Origin of the sequence: Sphingobium sp. AP49, from assembly GCF_000281715.2 — a bacterium.
GTDB lineage: Bacteria > Pseudomonadota > Alphaproteobacteria > Sphingomonadales > Sphingomonadaceae > Sphingobium.
Genome location: NZ_CP124576.1, coordinates 552136 through 572394 on the forward strand (window position 1 = coordinate 552136; position 20259 = coordinate 572394).

Below are 20259 nucleotides of genomic sequence, written 5' to 3' on the forward strand. Positions count from 1 at the left end.
CCACATAGGAGCGCATTCGACCGCATAAACAGTATAAGTCAGAAGGTAGCACGACATCGATGGCCGATCCTTATTCCACCTTGGGCGTGGCGCGCAGCGCGAGCGAGGCAGAGATCAAGTCGGCCTATCGCAAGCTGGCCAAGCAACTGCATCCCGACAAGAATCAGGACAATCCCAATGCGGCGGAAAAATTTTCGGCCGTGACCAATGCCTATGACCTGCTGTCGGACAAGGACAAGCGCGCCCGGTTTGATCGTGGCGAGATTGACGCCGACGGTAACCCGACTGCGCCTTTCGGATTTGGCGGAGGTGGGCGCGGACGCCCAGGCGGTCAGCCGGGCGGGTTCGAGTTCAACGAGGGCGGCGCCGATTTCGGCGACATCTTTGAAGGCCTGTTCGGCGGCGCCGGGCGCCGTGCGGGCGGGGGCGGCTTTGGCGGCTTTGGTCGCGGCGCACCGCCTGCGAAGGGGGCTAATGTCGCTTATCGCCTGGCGGTGCAGTTCGTCGATGCCGCCAGCCTGGCGCCACAACGCATCACCCTGCAGGATGGCAAGACGATCGACCTGAAGCTGCCGGCCGGGGTCGAGACCGGTACGCAGATGCGCCTGACCGGCAAGGGGCAGCCGGGCGCTGGCGGGGCCGGCGATGCGATCGTCACGATCGAGGTGAAGCCGCATCCCTTCTTCAAGCGCGACGGCGACAATGTGCTGCTGGACCTGCCGATCACCCTGGGCGAGGCGGTGAAGGGCGGCAAGGTCAAGGTACCGACCGTCGATGGCCCGGTGATGCTGGGCGTGCCCGCCGGCACGACATCGGGCAAGACTTTGCGTCTGCGCGGCAAGGGCTTCACCGGCAAGGACGGTCAGCGCGGCGATCAGCTGGTGACGCTGCTGATCGACGTGCCTGCCGATGATCCGGCGATCCTCCAACTGGTCGAGGATTGGCAGGACAATCGCGCGGTCCGGACCCATTTGGGCGTGTAGGACGTTCCCGACGGGTGCCGCTGCCATCCCCTTATAGCCCTGAGTCGCGCCGCCATATGGCGGCGCAGGCCCAGGCAAGGCTCCATCGCCAGATCGATCGGGTCCGCCCCGGGTCGCGCAGTTTCGAGATTGCCAAGCGGGTGGTGGTGGGCGTCTATAGCGACGGGTTCATCCATGCCGGGAACCTCGCCTATCTTTCGTTGATGACGCTGTTCCCCTTCTTCATCGTCGCCGCCGCTGTCGCCAGCGTCTTCGGCCGCACATCGGACGGGCTGTCGGCGGTCAATGCCTTTCTCTATACGGTGCCGCGTGGCGTGGCCGACGTCGTCCGCCAGCCGATCAGCGATGTGTTGCAGGCGCGTTCAGGCCACCTGCTCTGGTTCGGTGGTCTGGTCGGCCTGTGGACCGTCGGCAGCCTGATCGAAACGATCCGCGATATCCTGCGTCGTGCCTATGGTACCAAGAGCACCAAGCCTTTCTGGCGCTATCGCCTGGTGGCGGTGGGGATCACCCTGGTCAGCGTCCTGGCGGTGATGTTCGCCTTCTCGCTCCAGGTGGCGATCACGGCGATCGATCAGTTGCTCCATCGCCTGTTCCCCTTCGCGGACGAGGCGATCGCCTGGGTCTCCTCGGCCAAGCTGGTGCCGATGGCGATATTGTGCGTCGCGCTCCATTCACTCTATGTGTCGCTGACACCCTCCCTTTATCGCGACAAACGCTTCGCCAAATGGCCCGGCGCCATCGCTACCGCGCTCTGGTGGTATGCCGTCACACTGCTGTTGCCCGTCACCTTGTCGATGCTTGGTGGCTATGACCGGACCTATGGCAGTCTGGCCGGTGTCATGATCACCCTCATTTTTTTCTTTCTCGTTGGGCTTGGCGTGGTAATTGGCGCGGAATTGAACGCGGCGCTGGCGGAATTCCCGGAAGAGGAACTGGACGCGGTGCCTGATGACCAAGGGAACGGAACGAACAGATGAACGGCTTGATGGCGGGAAAGCGTGGGCTCATCATGGGTCTTGCCAACGACAAGTCGCTGGCCTGGGGGATTTCTAAGGCGTTGCACGCGCAGGGCGCGGAACTGGCCTTCTCCTACCAGGGCGAAGCATTGGCGAAGCGGGTGAAGCCACTGGCCGAACAGGTCGGCTCCGACTTCCTGATCGACTGCGACGTCACCGACATGGACAAGCTCGATGCGGCCTTTGCCGAGATCGAGGCGCGTTGGGGCACGCTCGACTTCGTGGTCCATGCGATCGGCTTTTCCGACAAGAATGAGCTGCGCGGCCTCTATGTCGACACCACGCTCGACAATTTCCTGCTGACGATGAACGTGTCGGCCTTCAGCTTCGTTGCCGTGACCAAGCGGGCGCGTGCGCTGATGCCCAATGGCGGCAGCATCCTGACGCTGAGCTATTATGGCGCGGAAAAGGTCATCCCCCATTATAACGTGATGGGCGTGGCCAAGGCGGCGCTGGAAACCAGCGTCAAATATCTGGCGATGGACCTGGGGCCGGAAAATATCCGCGTCAACGCGATTTCGGCCGGCCCGATCAAGACGCTGGCGGCCAGCGGCATTGGCGATTTCCGCTATATTCTGAAGTGGAACGAACTGAACTCGCCGCTGCGTCGCAATGTGACGATCGAGGATGTCGGTGGTGCCGGGCTCTACCTGCTGTCCGACCTGTCGTCGGGCGTGACGGGCGAAATCCACCATGTCGATGCTGGCTATAATGTCATCGGCATGAAGGCCGAGGATGCGCCGGATATCGCGCTGGACAAGTAAGAACGACGCGGCCGGATCGGAACAGAGATGAGCTTCAACACATTCGGCCGCGTTTTTCGGTTTTCGACCTGGGGCGAGAGCCATGGTCCGGCCATCGGCGCGATGGTCGATGGCTGTCCTCCGGGACTTGACCTCAGCGAGGCGGACATCCAGCCCTGGCTCGACCTGCGCAAGCCGGGCACGTCGAAGTTCACCACCCAGCGGCGCGAGCCGGACGAGGTGCGCATCCTGTCGGGCGTGTTCGAGGGCAAGACCACCGGCACGCCGATCAGCCTGATGATCGAGAATACCGACCAGCGATCCAAGGATTATTCGGAGGTTGCCAAGGCCTATCGCCCTGGCCATGCCGACTATGCCTATGATGCCAAATATGGCTTTCGCGACTATCGTGGCGGCGGGCGGTCCTCGGCACGCGAGACAGCGAGCCGGGTGGCGGCCGGCGCGGTCGCGCGGCTCGTCATCCCTGACGTCGACATCTTTGCCTATGTGAGCGAGATTGGCGGCGACGCGATCGACTATGACAATTTCGACGCGGCGCAGATCGGCCAGAATCCCTTCTTTTGCCCGGACCCCGAAGCGGCGGTGCGCTGGGAAGCGCTGGTCGATGGCGCGCGCAAGGATGGCTCTTCGCTGGGCGCCGTGGTCGAATGCGTCGCATCGGGCGTGCCGGCCGGCTGGGGCGCGCCGCTCTATGCCAAGCTGGACAGCGAACTGGCGAGCGCGATGATGAGCATCAACGCGGTCAAGGGCGTGGAGATTGGCGATGGGTTTGCGGCCGCCCGGCTGCGCGGCGAGCAGAATGCCGATCCGATGCGCCCCGGACAGGATGGCCCGGTCTTCCTTGCCAACCATGCCGGCGGCATTGCTGGCGGCATTTCCACCGGCCAGCCGGTCAAGGTGCGGATCGCCTTCAAACCGACCAGTTCGATCCTGATTCCGGTCGAGACGGTGACGCGCGAGGGCGATGCGTCCGACATCATCACCAAGGGGCGCCACGACCCCTGCGTCGGCATTCGCGGCGTACCCGTGGTCGAGGCGATGATGGCGCTGGTGCTGGCCGACCAGAAGCTGCTGCACCGCGCCCAGTGCGGGGGCGACTGACGCGCCGAAGCGCGCCAATCCCGCGCCGAACGCGCAAAAGAGAGACGAGACGACTCAGCCTTGTTACGCTAGGATGACATGGTCACCCGCGGGAGGGTGAGCGGCAGCGCGTAAGCCTGGGGAGCGTCAACATGCCAAGCGTGGTTTGACGGTCAAAACGTCCCCTGACGCCGCGACACGGGCCAGCCATGCAACCATGGCTGGCCCATTTCGTTTCACCTCCGTTAGAGACGCGATCACGCGATCAAACGGGGGCAAGACGAGATGCATTTCATCACCGCGCTATTGGGCATTTACCGCGCGGAAATCGGCCTGTTCATTCTCGCCTGCATGTTCGTCGCCTTCGTGCGCGAACGCTATTCGCCGACCGTCGTCTCGGTGCTGGGGGCCTGCGCCTTCGCGCTGCTTGGCCTGCTCAACGAAAAATCGCTCTTCTCCGTCTTCTCCAACAGCGCGCCGCTGACCGTGGGCGCGATGTTCGTGTTGTCGGGCGCGCTCATTCGCACCGGAACGATCAATCGCATTGCCGAACTCGTCATGGCGCGGGCGCAGAAGCGACCCCGGCTGGCGCTGGTAGAGGTGGCCGTTGGAACGGTGCTGCTGTCCGCCTTTCTCAACAATACGCCGGTCGTCGTGCTGCTGATCCCGATCATGTTCCGGCTGGCTCAGGCGACCGCCTATCCGGTCAAGAAGCTGCTGATCCCGATGAACGCGGTGGCGGTGATGGGCGGCTGCATCACGCTGATCGGCACATCGACCAACCTGATCGTCGCGGGCATCGCCGCCGAACAGGGGATGCAGCCTTTCGGCATTTTCGACATCACCCCCTATGGCCTGGCCGGCACCATTGCCGGGGTCGTCGGCCTGGCCGGCCTCAGCTTCCTGCTACCCAGCGACCCACCCTCGATCGCGGGGGAGAATGGCGGCAATGTCCAGGAATATCTGACCGAACTGGTGGTCACGCCGGACAGCGAACTTGTCGGTCGGGAGATTGGTGGCCTGTCGCTGCTCGGTCGGTCGGTCACGCTGCTCGGCCTCAAGCGGGCGGGCGAGATTCGGCGCCATGATCTGGACGGGGAAGAACTGCATGTCGGTGACCGGCTGATCGTCCGCGCCGACGGTACGGCGATCATGACCCTGCGCGAATCAGGCGATTTCGAACTGGGCATCGCCGCCGATTCCGAGACTTCCGCGCGTGAGGGCACGGTGATCGAGGCGATGGTCGCGCCCAGCCACCCGTCGATCGGCGAGCGGCTGATCGACATTCCCTTCCTCCATGCGCTGCGTGTGCGGTTAATCGGCATTCATCGCGCGCGCCATCTGCCCGGCCCCGACCTGGCCGATACGCGGGTGCGCGGCGCGGACCGGCTGCTGGTGGCGGGCAGCGACGACGCGATGCGTTCGCTGAAAGACAATCCCAACCTGATCGGCGTCGACATCAGCCGCACCCGCGCCTTCCGCCCGCGCAAGGCGTGGATCGCGATCCTGGCGATGGCGGCGGTGGTGATCCTGTCGGCGCTGGACGTGATCGGCATCGGCCTGGCCGCCTTCATCGCCGTTGGCGTGATTCTGGTCACTCGCTGCATCGATGCGGAAGAAGCCTGGGCGGCGATCGACGGCGATGTGCTGATCCTGATCTTCGCCATGCTGGCGGTCGGCCTGGCACTCGAACAGGCGGGCAGCGTCGCGCTGATGGTTGGCTGGATCACGCCGCTGATGCAGGTCGCGCCGCAATGGAGCCTGGTCTTCATCGTCTATTTCGCCGCGCTGATCCTGTCCGAACTGCTCAGCAACAATGCGGTGGCGGCGCTGCTGACCCCGCTCACCATCGCGCTGGCGCATCAGCTGGGCACCGATCCACGCCCGCTGGTGATCGCGCTGATGATCGGTGCGTCGGCCTGTTTTGCGACGCCGATCGGCTATCAGACCAATGCCCTGGTCTATGCCGCCGGCGATTATCGCTTCGCCGATTTCGTGCGCATCGGCGTGCCGCTCAACCTGATCGTGGGCGGCGCGGTGTGTGCGGCGCTCGTGATTCTGGGCTAGGGACCAATTGCCCGCATCCGGCCCTGTCGGCGCTGGCGCCTGCCCGGCATGAAGGCGGCGATCCATCAGGAGTATCGCCCATGACCCGCCTTCGCTTCACCCAGGTCGACGCCTTTGCCGACGCGCCCTTTACCGGCAATCCGGCGGCGGTGATGCCGCTCGACGCCTGGCTCGACGATGCGGTGCTGCAGGCGATCGCGGCGGAAAACAACCTGTCCGAAACCGCCTTTACCGTGCCGACGCCGGACGACGCAGAGGCCGATTATGCGCTGCGCTGGTTCACCCCGGCGGTCGAGGTGAAGCTGTGCGGCCATGCCACGCTGGCGAGCGGCCATGTGCTGATGCAGGGTGAGACCATCCGCTTTCGCACCCGCCATGCCGGGGTGCTGACCGTGACCCGTGCGGGCGAGGGATATGAGCTGTCGCTGCCGGCCTGGACCAGCGATCCCAAGCCCCTGCCGGAACTGGCGGCGGGGATGGGCGGCGACATCGTCGAGACGCGCTGGCGCGATGGCGGCTATGCGATTTTCGTCTATCGCGATGCGGCAGCGATCCGCGCGCTGGAACCCGATTTCGCGACCCTGCGCAAGCTGGGCGACAATCTGCTGATGGCGACCGCGCCGGGCGACGACAGCGACATCATCAGCCGCGTCTTCGTGCCCGGCGGCGGCATCGACGAGGATCCGGTGACCGGATCGGCCCATGGCCTGCTGACGCCCTATTGGACGGAGCGCCTCGGCAAGACTGCGATCAGCGCCTATCAGGCGTCGGCGCGCGGCGGGCGGCTGGGCTGCCGGCTGGAGGGCGAGCGGGTGGTGATGACCGGCGCCTGTCGCACGGTCATCGAGGGCATATTCACCCTTTAACCGGGGAAGAGGCCGATCAGCCGGGCCAGTTGCGCCTTCACGGCGGTGCGTTGTTCCCTTTTCGGCGACATGCCGATCCGCACGATCGTCAGCCGCTGGCCGGGCGCGACCAATATATATTGGCCGTTATGGCCGACGCAGCCGAACAGGCTGGCGGAGGCCAGGCCCGGCATCAGCGCGCTCTCGCTGCTGTCCCGGTTGAGCCAGAGATGCGCGCCATAGGCCGCGTTCCGGGTCGATGGCGCGCGCATATAGTCGACCCATTTTTCCGGCACGATCTGATGGCCGACGGGCGAGCGGCCATGGTTGCGCAGCAATTCGCCGAAGCGACCATAGTCGCGTGCGGTCATGTGCATCATCGACCCGCCGATCAGCGTGCCATGGGCGTCATATTCGGGGGTGAGGCTAGCGAGCTTGCCCGGCGCCTTCAGCCGGCCGTCGATGAACATCTGCATCGCCCGGCGGCGCATGTCGGGATCATCGCTGTTGGTCAGCATCCGCGTCATCAGGTCCGACAGGATCATCGTGCTGCCGGTGGAGTAGGAGAATGTCTCGCCCGGAACATGCGCCAGCGGCTTGGATTCGGCATAGGCCGCCATGTCCTGCGCGCCGTCCATGAACAGCATGCGGACGGTATCGCCGTCGGTAATCGGCTCGCCATCTTCGGCATGGTCGAGGCCCGATGTCATCGACAATAGTTGGCGCAGGGTGATGCGGCCACGCGGATCGCCCGGCTGGCTCCAGGCCGCGACCGGCACCGGCGAATCGAGCGCCAGTCGTCCGTCCGACACCATCAGGCCGACCAGCACCGCGGTCACGCTCTTGGCCATCGACCAGGATAGCAATTTCGTGTCGGGGGTGATGCCGGGGGCATAGCGTTGTGCGATCACCTTGCCGTCGCGCATCACCAGCAAGGCGCGGGTTTCACCCATTTCCTTGTCGTCGAACAGCGGATCGATCGCGCCGCGCAGTGCGCTGGCGCTGACCACCGCATCGGTATCGACCGTGTAGACGGGTTCGGGTGCATGGGCGGCGCGCCCCGCCAGCGTGCCGGCCAGGACGAGCGCCACCAGTCCGGCACCCATGGCAAGGCGCTTTACGATTCGCTTCTCGATCTGCATAAGCCGGCGCCCTTAGCATGGAGGCGCGAAGAAGGGCCATGGCGGTTCGTGGTAAATGGTGGATCGTCGCGGCGGTGATTGTCGTCGCGCTGCTGGTCGCGCTGGCGTGGAACTGGTCGACCTTGCGCGCACAGGCGCAGTTGGGGTCGGCCTATGGCGCGCGGCTGACCTGTTCCTGCCGCTATGTCGAGGGGCGTGCTATGGGGAACTGCCAAGGCGACAAGGAACCGGGCATGGCGATGGTGCGGCTGACCGACAAGCCGGAGGAACGGGCTGTCGAGGCCCATGTGCCGTTGCTGGCGTCGCGTACCGCGCGCTTCAAGCCGGGCTGGGGCTGTCTGCTCGATCCGGTGGGGTAGAGGGCTGGTGCCGGAATGCGCCGGATGGCGCATCTCAAACAGACACTCCGCGCCACTGGCACCTGTGGCCCTGAGTCGCTAAGGCCGGTCCATGCCCCGCGACATTCCCACGCTGCTCCACGATATTTTCGGCTTCACGACGTTTCGCGGGGTGCAGGAACAGGTGGTCGGCCGGGTCATGGCGGGGCAGCCGACCCTGGCGATCATGCCGACCGGCGCGGGCAAGTCGCTCTGCTACCAGTTGCCGGCGGTGGCGCTAGACGGTTGCTGCGTCGTCGTCTCGCCGCTGATCGCGCTGATGCACGACCAACTGCGCGCCGCGACCGCCGTGGGCATCCGCGCCGCCAGCCTGACCAGCGTCGATGCCGACTGGCGCGAGACGCAGGATCGCCTCCGCAATGGCGAGCTGGACCTGCTCTATGTCGCGCCGGAACGGGCGAGCGGCGAAGGGTTCCGCAATCTGCTGCGGTCGGCGAAGGTCGCCCTGTTCGCGATCGACGAAGCGCATTGCGTGTCCGAATGGGGGCATGATTTCCGCCCCGACTATCGGCTGCTGCGGCCGCTGCTCGATGAGTTTCCCGATGTCCCGCGCCTGGCGCTGACGGCCACGGCGGACGCGCATACCCGCAAGGACATATTGGTCCAGCTCGGCATTCCCGAGGATGGCCTCATCATCTCCGGCTTCGACCGGCCCAATATCCGCTATGCCGTCCATCCGCGCGATGGCCTCACCCGCCAGCTGGCCGACCTGCTGGCCGCCAATCCCGGACCGGGCGTCGTCTATGCGCCGACCCGCGCCGCGACCGAGAAGCTGGCCGAGACGCTGGGGCGCGGCGGCCGGGCGGTGCGCGCCTATCATGCCGGGCTCGATCCGGCGGTGCGCGCCCGCAATCAGGCCGCCTTCATCGCCAGCGAGGATATGGTGATGGTCGCCACCGTCGCCTTTGGCATGGGGATCGACAAGCCCGACGTGCGCTTCGTCGCCCATGCCGGCCTGCCCAAGTCGATCGAGGGCTATTATCAGGAATCGGGCCGCGCCGGCCGCGATGGCGAACCGGCGGTCGCGCATCTCTTCTGGGGGGCGGAGGATTTCGCCCGTGCCCGCCAGCGCATCATGGAGCTGGAACCGGCGCGCCAGCAGGGCGAGCGGGCGCGGATCGCGGCGCTTGGGGCGCTGGTCGAGACGGCGACCTGTCGCCGGGCGATCCTGCTGCGGCATTTCGGTGAAGATCCGCCGGCGACCTGCGGCAATTGCGACAATTGCCTGACCCCGCCGGCCAGCGTTGATGCCACCGAAACGGCACGCAAATATCTGTCGGCGGTCTATCGCACCGGCCAGAGCTTTGGCGCGGGCCATATCGAGGCGGTGCTGAGTGGCGCCGTCACCGACAAGATTCGCGAGCGCGGGCATGACAAGATATCGGTCCATGGCATTGTCGATGGCGACGAGACGGCGCTGCTGCGGCCGGTGTCGCGCGCGCTGCTGGTGCGGGACGCGCTGGAGACGACCGAGCATGGCGGGCTGATGCTGGGGCCGAATGCCCGGCCGATCCTGCGCGGCGAGGAAGAGGTGCGCATCCTGGTGCCGCCGCGGCGCGAGCGGAAGAAGCGCAATGCCCGTAATGGCAGCGATGCCAATCCGATCGGCGATCCGCTGTTCGATGCGCTGCGCACCTGTCGCCGTGAACTGGCGCAGGAGGCAGGGGTGCCGCCCTATGTCATCTTCCATGATTCGACGCTGCGCGAAATGGCGGAGCAGCGGCCCGCGACCATCCATGAGCTGGGCATGGTGAGCGGCGTCGGGCAGAAGAAGCTGGACGCCTATGGTGATGCTTTCCTGGCGGCGATCCGGCCCTATCTGTAGCGGCTGAGCTTGTGGCCCCGTTTCTCGACGGGCTCGAAACGAACGGATGGCGGGGCATCGATGCCGGTTGGGCGTGCAGACGCTTGAATCCTGGGACGGGCGGGCGCATGGCGGGGGCGAAGGAGATTTGCCCATGTTCCGCCAGCTAACCGATCGCCTCTATGTCTCGCCCCAGATCAGCGTCGATCAGGTCGAGACCGCCAAGGCGCTGGGCGTGACCATGATCATCAACAACCGCCCCGATGACGAGGAGCCGGGCCAGACCAACGGCGCTGCGGTCGAGGCGGCGGCGATCGACGCCGGCGTCGCCTATGCCGCCGTGCCGGTCGCCCATGGCGGCTTTGCCCCCTGGCAGCTCGACGGCATGGCCGCCGCGATCGAGCAGGCGGGCGAGGGCAAGATCCTGGCCTATTGCCGGTCGGGCACGCGCAGCACCCTGCTGTGGGCGCTGACCCGGGCGCGGGCGGGCGACAATGCCAATGTGCTGGCCGCCCAGGCCGAGGCGGCCGGCTACGACCTGACGCCGGTGCGTCAGATCATGGATGCCTTGAAGCCCGCCTGAAAATAGGATTGCGGTCGCTTAACTTCGCATATTTCCCGCACATTTCGACTTTATCTTGCTCCGGTAGGAAATCATCTTGCGAGGAGATGGGCGCGCCGGACGATGGGAAAGAGCCGGGCGCAGCCTAACTAGGCCGGGCTTTGTAGGACAGATGGCGGCGTTCAGCTGCACTCCACCGTGACATGCTCCATGCGCGGCAGGCTGCGCACCCGTTCGCGGACCCTGGCGCCGTCGGCGCCGGGGGCGAGGCTGATGATCGCGGCATGGGCGTGCGGGCCGATGCGCCAGACATGGAGGTCGCGGATGGTGGCGCCTTCGGCTTCGACCAACCCGCGCACCCGAGCCATCAGCGCGGGTTCGGCGGTGTCGAGCAGGATCGCTGCGGTATCCTTCATCAGGCCCCAGGCCCAGCGCGCGATGACCGCCGCGCCGAGCAGGCCGACCGCCGGATCGAGCCACCACCAGCCAAGATAGCGGCCGGCCAGCAGCGCGGCGATCGCCAGCACCGACGTCAGCGCATCGGTCAGCACATGGACATAGGCGGCGCGCAGATTATTGTCGGCATGGCCGCTCTTGTGGTCGTGATCATGATCGTCATGCGTATGGCCGTGCGAATGGCCATGATCATGGCTGTGATCGTGGCCGAGCAGCAGGGCGCTGACCAGGTTGATGACCAGGCCGACGACCGCGACCAGCGTCGCCTCGCCAAAGGCGACCTGCACCGGCTCGAACAGGCGCATGCCGGATTCGATCGCGATGAAGAGCGCAGTCAGCAGCAACAGCAGCGCCGAAGCGAAGCCGGACAGGTCACCGACCTTGCCGGTGCCGAAGGTGTAGCGCGGGTTGCGGGCATGGCGCCTGGCATAGCTGTAGGCGGCGGCGGCCACGGCCAGTGCGCCGGCATGGGTCGCCATGTGGAAACCGTCGGCCAGCAGCGCCATCGATCCGGTGATCCAGCCGAAGGCGATTTCCACCACCATGGTCGCGGCGGTCAGCCAGACGACCCAGAGGGTGCGTTTGGCATTCTTGTCATGCCCGGCGCTCAGATAGATATGGTCGAAATAATGGCGTTCCTCGCCATCGTCATCGATCGGCGGCGGCGCGGCCGGGGCAGAAGCATGGGCGTGGTCATGGCTGCAGCCGGCACCATGATGATGGTGCCCATGGGCGTGATCGTCGTGCATCGTCATTTCCCGTAGCGGCGGATCAGCGCCAGCATTTCTTCCGTGGCGGCGGCCCGTTCTTCATCGGTCAGGCCGGGGCGGGCGACATGTTCGCGCATATGCTGCTCGATCAGTTCCTCCATCAGGCTGCCGACCGCGCCGCGCACCGAGGCGACCAGTTGGAGTGTTTCCGAGCAGCCGGCGTCGCCCGCCAACTGGCGCTCGACGGCGTTCACCTGCCCCGCGATGCGGCGCACCCGCGCCAGCAATTTGTCCCGATCCGCGATGATGTGCATAGGGTACCCCCCTATACTATGTGGATAAGTGGCGCAAGGCGTGGGGGATGGGGCGGGAATGCCAATCGGAGCCCTGAACCGACGCGACAGTCGAAGTTCACAGTGTCGTGCGGGTGATTTCGGGCCAACGCGCCGGCCAAGCGCCTGTCCCGCGCCGGTGAAGCGACAGGCGCGCGACAATCGGGTCATGATGACGCGCCTGCGACGCGACAGGGGGAGGACAACGAGGCGACAAGGAAGCGACACTCGCGCGCCGGTCGGGCGACAACCGGCTGGCGGCAAGGGCTGGAAAGAGGGCCGGGCGTCCATCGCCCAAGGTGGATCAGAAAAAGGCCGAGTAGGAAAGCGAAGGCCAGCAGGGTTGGAGCGGGTTTAAGAAGAGACTCCGCTTCTCGGTCCGTTACGAGAAAAAGCGGGATGCCGGGTCAAGCCCGGTATGACGGACGAGGAGATGGCAACTAACGACCGGAAGTTGCCCTCACCATCATCGTCACCCTGAACTTGTTTCCGGGTCCATTTTTCCTAATGCGCCAATGGCCTGTTGGGCCTGATAGATGCTGAAACAAGTTCAGCATGACGTTGGTGAAATGGCGGAACGCCAACTCTCTCCTGCCCCTTTTATCTTCTCCGCGTTCTTCGCGGCTCCGCGCAAAAATGAATCGTCCGGACGCGCGGAGAGAGGGAATGATGGCTCTCTACCCCAATCAGACAGTCGGTCGTGTCCACAGCCCGGCAGACCGCGCCGCATCGGCCGGCCAGCGTCGCGCCCGCCCTGGCACCTGTCGGCCCGCGCGGATCACCCAGCCTAGCTTCTCGCGCCCCGGCGTCACCACGCGATGGTCCCAGGCATGCTCGCCCCGCCGCGCCACTTCGCGCGCGATGTCGCCATAGATGCCGGCCGCCGCCAGCACCGCCCAGGCCGCCCGCGCCGGCAGCGCGCCGGTGCCATGGCGCGCGCTGTCCTCATAGGCGGCCGCCATATCGGCCAGCCGCCGCCCCAGCAGCGCTAGGCGCGGCCGCAGCCAGGGCTTCATATGCTCGCCGGGCGGCATGTCCATTTCCACCAGCCATTCGACCGGCAGGTAACAGCGATCGGCTATCTCATCCTCGCTGATGTCGCGGGCGATATTGGCGAGCTGAAAGGCGATGCCCAAGTCACAGGCCCGGTCCAGCGTCGCCTCGTCATCGGGATCGACGCCCATCAGCACCGCCATCATGCAGCCCACGGCGCCCGCGACATGATAGCAATAGCGCAGCATGTCGGCCTCGCTGCGCGGCCGCCAGTCACGCGCGTCGAGCGCAAATCCCTCCAGCAGGTCATGGGCAAAGCGGTGCGGGATCGCGCATTCGCGCATGACGACGCCAAAGCCGTCAAAGGCCGGGTCGCCGGTCGGATCGCCGCGCAGCGCCGCATCGGTCAGCACCCGCAGCGTCGACAGCCGCGCCTGCCCGTCGGCAACGCCCCGCATCGTCCCGCCATGGTCCTGCCCATCGGCGATATCGTCGCATTTGCGGCACCAGGCATAGAGCAGCCAGGCCCGCTCGCGCGTCACTCGGTCGAACAGCTTCGACGCCATGGCAAAGCTTTTGGAACCCCGCGCGATGCTGTCGCGGGCATGGGCGACCAGGGCGGGGCGATTCCATTCTCCCCTCCTGCCTGCGGGAGGGGCCGGGGGAGGGCCTGTTAAGTCCATGAAGCGGACATGCCCTCCCCAAACCCCTCCCGCAAGCGGGAGGGGAATATTATTTCAGAGCCGTGCGGCCTTCATCGCGAAGATCGTCTCATGCGGCTTATACGCGGCCATCTGGTCCAGCAGCGCCTCGATGCTGTCATCATGGATCATGATGCCGGCATGCTGCGGCCGGATGAAGCCGGCGTCCACCATCTGCCGGTTGAAACCGATCAGCTGGTCATAGAAGCCCGCGACGTTGAGCAGGCCGACCGGCTTGTTGTGATAGCCCAGCTGCGCCCAGCTGATCGCTTCCCACAGCTCGTCCATCGTGCCGACGCCGCCCGGAATGGTGACGAAGCCGTCCGACAGGTCGGTGAAGAACTGCTTGCGCTGGTGCATGGTCTCGACCACGTGCAGTTCGGTGCAGCCGCGATGCGCGACTTCGGCGCCGACCAGCGCCTCGGGGATCACGCCGATCACCTCGCCGCCCGCTTCCAGCGCCGCGTCCGCCACCGCGCCCATCAGGCCCAGCCGCCCGCCGCCATAGACGACGCCGATGCCGCGCTGTGCCAGGGTACGGCCGACATGGCGCGCCGCGTCGATATAGGTGAGGTCGGCCGGCGTCGCCGAACCGCAATAAACAGCCAGTCTTTTCATCATCTTCCAGTCCCGAAGCGTCGCGCGCTCCTCAAGCCATGTCCTGCAGCATCAGCGCCGCGGTCGCCTTGGCGCTGCCCACCACGCCGGGGATGCCCGCGCCGGGATGGGTGCCGGCCCCTACCAGATAAAGGTTGGGAATGACATCGTCGCGATTATGGGCGCGGAACCAGGCGCTTTGGGTCAGCAGCGGCTCCAGGCTGAAGCCGCTGCCCAGATGGGCATTGAGATCGCGGCCGAAATCGGTGGGCGCATAATGAAACTGGGTCACGATGCGCGACCGGATGTCGGGGATCAGCCGATGCTGGATCTCGTCCAGGATACGCTCGGCATAGGCCGGCGCGAAGCGGTCCCAGTCGATCGGCAGCTTGCCCATGTGCGGTACCGGGGCGAGTGCATAGAAGGTCGAATGTCCTTCCGGCGCCATCGACGGGTCGGTCACGGTCGGGTGATGCAGATAGAGCGAGAAATCGGCCGGCAGCACGCCATGGCTGTAGATATCGGTCAGCAGCCCCTCATAGCGCGGGCCGAACAGGATCATATGGTGCGGGATGCCCGGCCAACTACCCTTGATGCCGAAATGCAGCACGAACAGGCTGGGCGACCATTTCTTGTGCTGCAGCTTTTCCGCCTGCTTCTGTCCGCGCGGATGATGGCCCAGCAGGTCGCGATAGCTGTGCATCAGGTCGCCATTGCTGGCGATCGCATCCGCCTCCCCGCGCCAGCCCGACGCGGTGCGCACCGCCACCGCCCGGTCGCCATGGGTCTCGATCTCGACGACGGCATCGCCCAGCCGCAGCACGCCGCCCAGCCGCTCGAAATGGGTCGCCATGCCCTGCACCAGCCGATTGGTCCCGCCCTTGGCGAACCACACCCCGCCATCCTTCTCCAGCTTGTGGATCAGGGCATAGATGCCGCTGGTCGTCATCGGATTGCCGCCGACCAGCAGGCTGTGGAAGGACAAAGCCTGGCGCAGCTTCTCATCCTTCACATGGCTCGACACGATCGAATAGACCGATCGCCAGGCCTGATATTTGGCCAGGCTTGGCCCCGCCTTGATCATCGAGGCGAAATCGAGAAAGGCAACCGAGCCGAGCTTGCGATAGCCCTCCTCGTACACGCCGTCAGCATAGTCGAGGAACCGCTCATAGCCCGCGACATCCTCGGGATTGAGCTTGGCGATCTGCGCGCGCAGTGCCAACTCGTCATTGGAATAGTCGAAATTGGTGCCGTCACGCCAGTTGAGCCGGTAGAAGGGCGATACCGGTACCAGGCTGACATCCTGCGCCATGTCATGGCCCGACAGGCGCCACAGTTCGGCGAGGCAGGCGGGGTCGGTGATGACCGTCGGACCCGCGTCGAAGGTGAAGCCGTCCTTCTCCCACATATAGGCGCGGCCACCCGGCCGGTCGCGCGCCTCGATCAGGGTGGTCGCCACCCCGGCCGACTGCAGCCGGATGGCCAGCGCCAGGCCGCCAAAGCCGGCGCCGATGACAATCGCTTTCCGCTCCATCAGGCGGGTGGGTTCAACAATGCGCGCATGGCGCCCCTTATGCGCACGGGTGGACGCCCGCACAAGATGCGGATGCGATCGGCGATGGTCGATCGCCCGGCATAGAAGCGCTGGATCAGCGCCGGCCGCAACCGATAGAAGCGCGCAAAGATGCGCCAGCGCTGGTCCGGCGCCGCAGCGCCGAAGAGCATTCGGCCAAGCAGCCGATAATAAAGCCCCTTCTTCCAGTGCGCCGCAGCATAGGTCCGCGTCGCCGCCGGCAGGCCCTTCAAGGGCTGCTCCACCAGCCAGGCCGCGAATCGGACGGCATCGGGCAGCGAGTAACCGGTCATCGGCTGGAACAGCCCAGCCTTCACCCCGGCCCGCGCCATCGGGTCATCGACCGGCCAGTATCGATCGAAATCGCCGCCATGCACCACCGGCAGCACGCCGCTCTCGCTGTGGATAAGTTTCTCCACCTGCCAGCCCTGCGCCTGCGCATAGGCGGCGATCCGGTCCGCGATTCCCGCTGCGTCCAGTTCCGGCTCGTCGCTATAATAGGTGTCCTCGACAAAGATCGTCCGGGCATCGCGCGGCAGCAGATAGACGAAGCGATAGCCGTCGATCTGTTCGACCGTCGCGTCCATGATGATCGGCCGCGCGATCCCGTGCGGCTGCGCCAGCCGCAGCGTCTGCCCGACGAATTTCTGCCAACCGCAACGCAGCGCCGACAGGTCGCCCGCCCCGCGCGCGTCGATCATCGCATGGGCGTTGATCCGCCGCCCGTCCTCCAGCATCAGAGATTGCCGGCCGATCGCTGCCACGCGCGCGCCGGTCAGCAGCCGATCGCCCAGCGCCGCCCGCACATGCGCGTCGAGGCGGGGGGAGGCGATGCTGTTATAGGGTGTGTCGAGCTGCCGCCGATAGCCGGGAAAGCGCACTTCATGCCCCTGCGACCAGCGGCTGCTGACCAGCGGATCGATCAGCCAGCGATCGCGCGCTTCGACATCGCCGTCGAAGAAGGACCAGATATGATTGCCACCGACATGATCGGCCTGCTCGATCAACAGGATGCGCGTACCCGGCCGCCGATCGGCAAAGGCAAGCGCGATCAGCCCCCCGGCAAGGCCCCCGCCCATAATCGCAAGATCGCATTCCAGATCAGCCACCCTCCCCTGTTAGCGACGCCGACACCAAAGGCAAAGCGGGACGGACAGGCGCTACGGCTGAGAAGGGGGCTTCCCGACCGCTCGCCGATCCCGCCACGCCAGCCGAAATCGTTGAGATGACAGATTAAGGTGGAGAGCCGTCATTCCCTCTCTCTCCGCGCGTCCGGGCGATTCATTTTCGCGCGGAGCCGCGGAGAAGATAAAAGGGGCAGGAGAGAGTTGGCGTTCCGCCATTTCACCAACGTCATGCTGAACTTGTTTCAGCATCTATCAGGCCCAACAGGCCATTGGCGCATTAGGAAAAATGGACCCGGAAACAAGTTCAGGGTGACGATGATGGTGAGGGCAACTTCCGGTTGCCAGCCGCCATCCCTATATCCTTCATGCCGGGCGTGACCCGGCATCCCGCTTGTCCTCGCAACAGATAAAGAAGCGGGACCCCGGCTTGAGGCCGGGGTGACGGTGGGGGGTGGCCCTTGCCGGACCCGCCAGGTTCGATCTCGCCATCTGCCCGGTGGATAAAAATAGGGCCGGTACTTTCGTACCGACCCCAAGGCATGTTCGCAGGAGGAACAAGGTGAGGCGGGCGGCCCTTGCCCGTTTGGCGGGCCGCCCTGCCAATCTCAGTAATTATAGGCGCGCTCGCCATGTTCGCCGAGGTCGAGGCCTTCATATTCGACCTCCTGGCTGACCCGCAGGCCGGTGATGGCCTTGGCGATGAAGATAGCGATGGCGGTGCCGATCGAGGCCCAGATGATGGTCACGGCGACCGCTTCGATCTGGACGAGCAGCTTGGCGCCGATTTCATAATCTTCCGCGCCGGGACCACCCAGGGCGGGCGAGTAGACGATCGCGGTGCCGATGGCGCCGATCATGCCGCCGATGCCGTGGATGCCGAAGGCGTCCAGGCTGTCGTCATAGCCAAGCTTGGGCTTGAGCACGGTGACGGCATAGAAGCAGACGATCGAGGCGACGGCGCCCAGGACGATCGCACCGAACGGACCCGAGTTGCCGGCGGCCGGCGTGACCGCGACGAGGCCGGCGATGATGCCCGAGCAGAAGCCCAGAGCCGAACCCTTGTGGCCATTGACCTTTTCGGCAAGCATCCAGAACAGACCGGCCGATGCGGTGGCGACGAAGGTGTTGATCATCGCGAGAGCCGCCGAGCCATTGGCTTCGAGTGCCGAACCGGCGTTGAAGCCGAACCAGCCGACCCACAGCAGGCCGGTGCCGACGGCGGTCAGCGTCAGGCTGTGCGGGGCCATCGGTTCCTTGGGATAGCCGATACGCTTGCCCAGGATGATGCAGGCCACCAGAGCCGAAACGCCCGCATTGATGTGGACGACGGTACCGCCCGCGAAATCGAGCGCGCCGGCCTTGAAGAAATAGCCCGAAGCGGCCCAGACCATGTGCGCGATCGGGAAATAGACGATCGTCAGCCACACGGCGGCAAAGACCATCACGGCCGAGAATTTGATGCGTTCGACCACCGAACCCAGCACCAGCGCGACGGTGATCGCGGCGAAGGTCATCTGGAAGGAGACGAAGACATATTCCGGGATCTCGACGCCGGCGGTGAAGGTTGCGGCCTGCGAAGCGGGCGTGATGCCCTTCAGGAAGGCCTTGTCGAAGGTCGAGATGAAGTTGGAGAGGCCGCTGGTATAATCGGGGCCGAAGGCCATCGAATAGCCATACATGACCCAGATCAGCATGGCGAGACAGGCGGCGGCGCCGATCTGCGTCATCACCGAGAGCATGTTCTTGCTGCGGACGAGACCGCCATAGAACAGGGCGAGGCCCGGCAGGATCATCGCCAGGACCAGGATGGTCGAGGTCATCATCCAGGCGGTATCGCCCTTGTCCACGGTCGCGGCCGGCGCGGCCGCGTCCTGTGCCCAGGCGGGCAGCGCGGCGAACAGCGAGAGGCCACCAGCCCCCAGCGCGCCGCAGAATTTCTTGGAAAAGGTCATTATTCCCCCCTTCTTACAGCGCGGTTTCGCCGGTCTCGCCGGTGCGGATGCGCACGGCCTGGCCGACATCGAGGACGAAGATCTTGCCATCGCCGATGGCGCCCGAATTGGCGGCGGCCTGCGTCGCTTCCACCACGCGCGGCGCGAGGTCGTCATCGCAGACCACCTCGATCTTGATCTTGGGAACCATGTTGGTGGAATATTCGGCGCCGCGATAGATTTCGGTCTGGCCCTTCTGGCGACCAAAGCCCTTCACTTCGCTGACCGTCATACCGGCGATGCCAAGCGAGGAAAGAGCCTCGCGGACATCGTCAAGCTTGAACGGCTTGATGATAGCCATGACAAGTTTCATGTCGCCCCCTTATTTGGTGTGCGGACGACTACCAGCAAGAGGCGTGCCAATTTGCTAATGACGCATTAACGCGGAATTTCCACTAGGGGAGATTGTTGCGCCGCCGAAAAAATGTGCAGATGCGCAGGCGTGCCTAAAAAACAGGCATGTTCCCGCCTACCATTGCGATCCTTCGACGACCGCTGCCGCCTCGGCGGGCAGGGTGGCGCGGCCGAGCGCGGCGTTGCGATGAGGGAAACGGCCAAAGCGCGCGATGGTTGCGTGATGTTGGCGCGCGAAGTCGAGCGACTGGACGTCGCCGGCGCCCTCGAACAGCGCTAGCGACAGTTCCTGGTCGGCCAGATCCTCACTATGCTGGAAGGGCATGTAGAAGAAGAGCCGGCCAGCGCCGCCGATCTGGACGTCATAGCCCAGAGCAATGGCGCCGCGCGCCACATTACGGGCGAGCCCGTCGCTGGCAAAAGCCTGCGCCTGGCCGCGGAACATGTTGCGGGGCAATTGGTCGAACAGCAGCACGGCGGCGAGGGCATCGTCGGCGCGGTCGAGGAAGGTTTCGGGGGCAAATGCCCGCTTTTCGTTCCACAGGACGGCAAACCGATCGACGCAATGCTGGTCGAGCGCCGGATCATGGCTGTACCAGCCTTTCTCGCCCACCTGGTTGAACCAGAAGTCGAGCAGGGCGGCCGCCCAGTCGGCGGTCACGGCATCATGGCTGTCGGTCAGCATGTTCATGACCTTGATAAGTGCCGGAAAAGGCCAAGGGTTCCTCGGCCCGTGGCAGCGCTGCGTCAGCTTGCCGCGC

At 65.4% G+C, this 20259-nt stretch carries 19 protein-coding genes; 9 read left to right on the forward strand and 10 right to left on the reverse strand.

Translation table 11 applies throughout. The features are described from left to right. The first annotated feature begins 59 nt into the window (after positions 1 to 59). From PMI04_RS02665 to PMI04_RS02690, 6 genes are all read left to right on the forward strand, one after another. Positions 60 to 983 (forward strand): J domain-containing protein, encoded by a 924-nt coding sequence (locus tag PMI04_RS02665; RefSeq protein ID WP_007706704.1) that lies wholly within the window; start codon positions 60 to 62, stop codon positions 981 to 983. Between the two features lie 56 nt (positions 984 to 1039). Then, positions 1040 to 1963, forward strand: a complete 924-nt coding sequence (locus tag PMI04_RS02670) for a YihY/virulence factor BrkB family protein (RefSeq protein ID WP_007706706.1) — start codon at positions 1040 to 1042, stop codon at positions 1961 to 1963. Next, complete coding sequence (gene fabI, locus PMI04_RS02675; protein WP_007706708.1) at positions 1960 to 2766, forward strand: enoyl-ACP reductase FabI; 807 nt, start codon at positions 1960 to 1962, stop codon at positions 2764 to 2766. The genes PMI04_RS02670 and fabI overlap by 4 nt, the downstream gene beginning before the upstream one ends. 27 nt (positions 2767 to 2793) lie before the next feature. After that, positions 2794 to 3867 carry a chorismate synthase gene (gene aroC / locus PMI04_RS02680; protein ID WP_007706710.1) on the forward strand — a complete coding sequence of 358 codons (1074 nt, stop codon included), beginning with the start codon at positions 2794 to 2796 and terminating at the stop codon, positions 3865 to 3867. Positions 3868 to 4131: 264 nt separating this feature from the next. Then, on the forward strand, positions 4132 to 5913 hold the full coding sequence (locus PMI04_RS02685) for an SLC13 family permease (protein ID WP_007706712.1): 1782 nt from the start codon (positions 4132 to 4134) through the stop codon (positions 5911 to 5913). Positions 5914 to 5993: 80 nt separating this feature from the next. After that, positions 5994 to 6779: a PhzF family phenazine biosynthesis protein gene (locus tag PMI04_RS02690; RefSeq protein WP_007706716.1), complete on the forward strand. Its 786-nt coding sequence runs from the start codon at positions 5994 to 5996 to the stop codon at positions 6777 to 6779. Here the strand turns inward: PMI04_RS02690 and PMI04_RS02695 are convergent. Further along, positions 6776 to 7900, reverse strand: a complete 1125-nt coding sequence (locus PMI04_RS02695; protein ID WP_007706719.1) for a serine hydrolase — start codon at positions 7898 to 7900, stop codon at positions 6776 to 6778. The genes PMI04_RS02690 and PMI04_RS02695 overlap by 4 nt on opposite strands. A 38-nt stretch (positions 7901 to 7938) precedes the next feature. Here PMI04_RS02695 and PMI04_RS02700 point away from each other — a divergent pair, with 38 nt between their 5' ends. The 3 genes from PMI04_RS02700 to PMI04_RS02710 all read left to right on the forward strand — a co-directional run bounded on the left by PMI04_RS02700 (position 7939) and on the right by PMI04_RS02710 (position 10685). Then, entirely contained in the window at positions 7939 to 8259 is a 321-nt protein-coding gene (locus PMI04_RS02700) for a hypothetical protein (RefSeq protein WP_007706723.1), read from the forward strand. Between the two features lie 91 nt (positions 8260 to 8350). Further along, positions 8351 to 10123, forward strand: a complete 1773-nt coding sequence (recQ, locus tag PMI04_RS02705; protein WP_007706724.1) for a DNA helicase RecQ — start codon at positions 8351 to 8353, stop codon at positions 10121 to 10123. A 133-nt stretch (positions 10124 to 10256) separates the two neighbouring features. Continuing rightward, positions 10257 to 10685 (forward strand): TIGR01244 family sulfur transferase, encoded by a 429-nt coding sequence (locus PMI04_RS02710; RefSeq protein WP_007706725.1) that lies wholly within the window; start codon positions 10257 to 10259, stop codon positions 10683 to 10685. 161 nt (positions 10686 to 10846) lie between these two features. Here the strand turns inward: PMI04_RS02710 and dmeF are convergent, their stop codons facing one another. The 9 genes from dmeF to PMI04_RS02755 all read right to left on the reverse strand — a co-directional run bounded on the left by dmeF (position 10847) and on the right by PMI04_RS02755 (position 20189). Then, positions 10847 to 11875 (reverse strand): CDF family Co(II)/Ni(II) efflux transporter DmeF, encoded by a 1029-nt coding sequence (dmeF, locus tag PMI04_RS02715; protein ID WP_037485650.1) that lies wholly within the window; start codon positions 11873 to 11875, stop codon positions 10847 to 10849. Continuing rightward, complete coding sequence (locus tag PMI04_RS02720) at positions 11872 to 12144, reverse strand: metal/formaldehyde-sensitive transcriptional repressor (RefSeq protein WP_007706727.1); 273 nt, start codon at positions 12142 to 12144, stop codon at positions 11872 to 11874. Before PMI04_RS02720 ends, dmeF begins: the two co-directional genes overlap by 4 nt. 704 nt (positions 12145 to 12848) lie before the next feature. Continuing rightward, positions 12849 to 13838 carry a phytoene/squalene synthase family protein gene (locus tag PMI04_RS02725; RefSeq protein ID WP_283184844.1) on the reverse strand — a complete coding sequence of 330 codons (990 nt, stop codon included), beginning with the start codon at positions 13836 to 13838 and terminating at the stop codon, positions 12849 to 12851. A gap of 54 nt (positions 13839 to 13892) precedes the next feature. Next, positions 13893 to 14474, reverse strand: coding sequence for a TIGR00730 family Rossman fold protein (locus PMI04_RS02730; protein WP_007713780.1), 582 nt, complete (start codon positions 14472 to 14474; stop codon positions 13893 to 13895). Between the two features lie 31 nt (positions 14475 to 14505). Next, on the reverse strand, positions 14506 to 15987 hold the full coding sequence (locus tag PMI04_RS02735; RefSeq protein WP_007713782.1) for a phytoene desaturase: 1482 nt from the start codon (positions 15985 to 15987) through the stop codon (positions 14506 to 14508). After that, positions 15987 to 17135, reverse strand: coding sequence for a lycopene beta-cyclase CrtY (crtY, locus tag PMI04_RS02740; RefSeq protein WP_037487151.1), 1149 nt, complete (start codon positions 17133 to 17135; stop codon positions 15987 to 15989). The genes PMI04_RS02735 and crtY overlap by 1 nt, the downstream gene beginning before the upstream one ends. A 623-nt stretch (positions 17136 to 17758) precedes the next feature. Next, positions 17759 to 19105, reverse strand: coding sequence for an ammonium transporter (locus PMI04_RS02745; protein WP_007709513.1), 1347 nt, complete (start codon positions 19103 to 19105; stop codon positions 17759 to 17761). Positions 19106 to 19118: 13 nt separating this feature from the next. Beyond that, positions 19119 to 19457, reverse strand: a complete 339-nt coding sequence (locus tag PMI04_RS02750; RefSeq protein ID WP_004209785.1) for a P-II family nitrogen regulator — start codon at positions 19455 to 19457, stop codon at positions 19119 to 19121. Between the two features lie 156 nt (positions 19458 to 19613). Next, entirely contained in the window at positions 19614 to 20189 is a 576-nt protein-coding gene (locus PMI04_RS02755) for a DUF924 family protein (protein WP_037486362.1), read from the reverse strand. Positions 20190 to 20259: the final 70 nt, after the last annotated feature.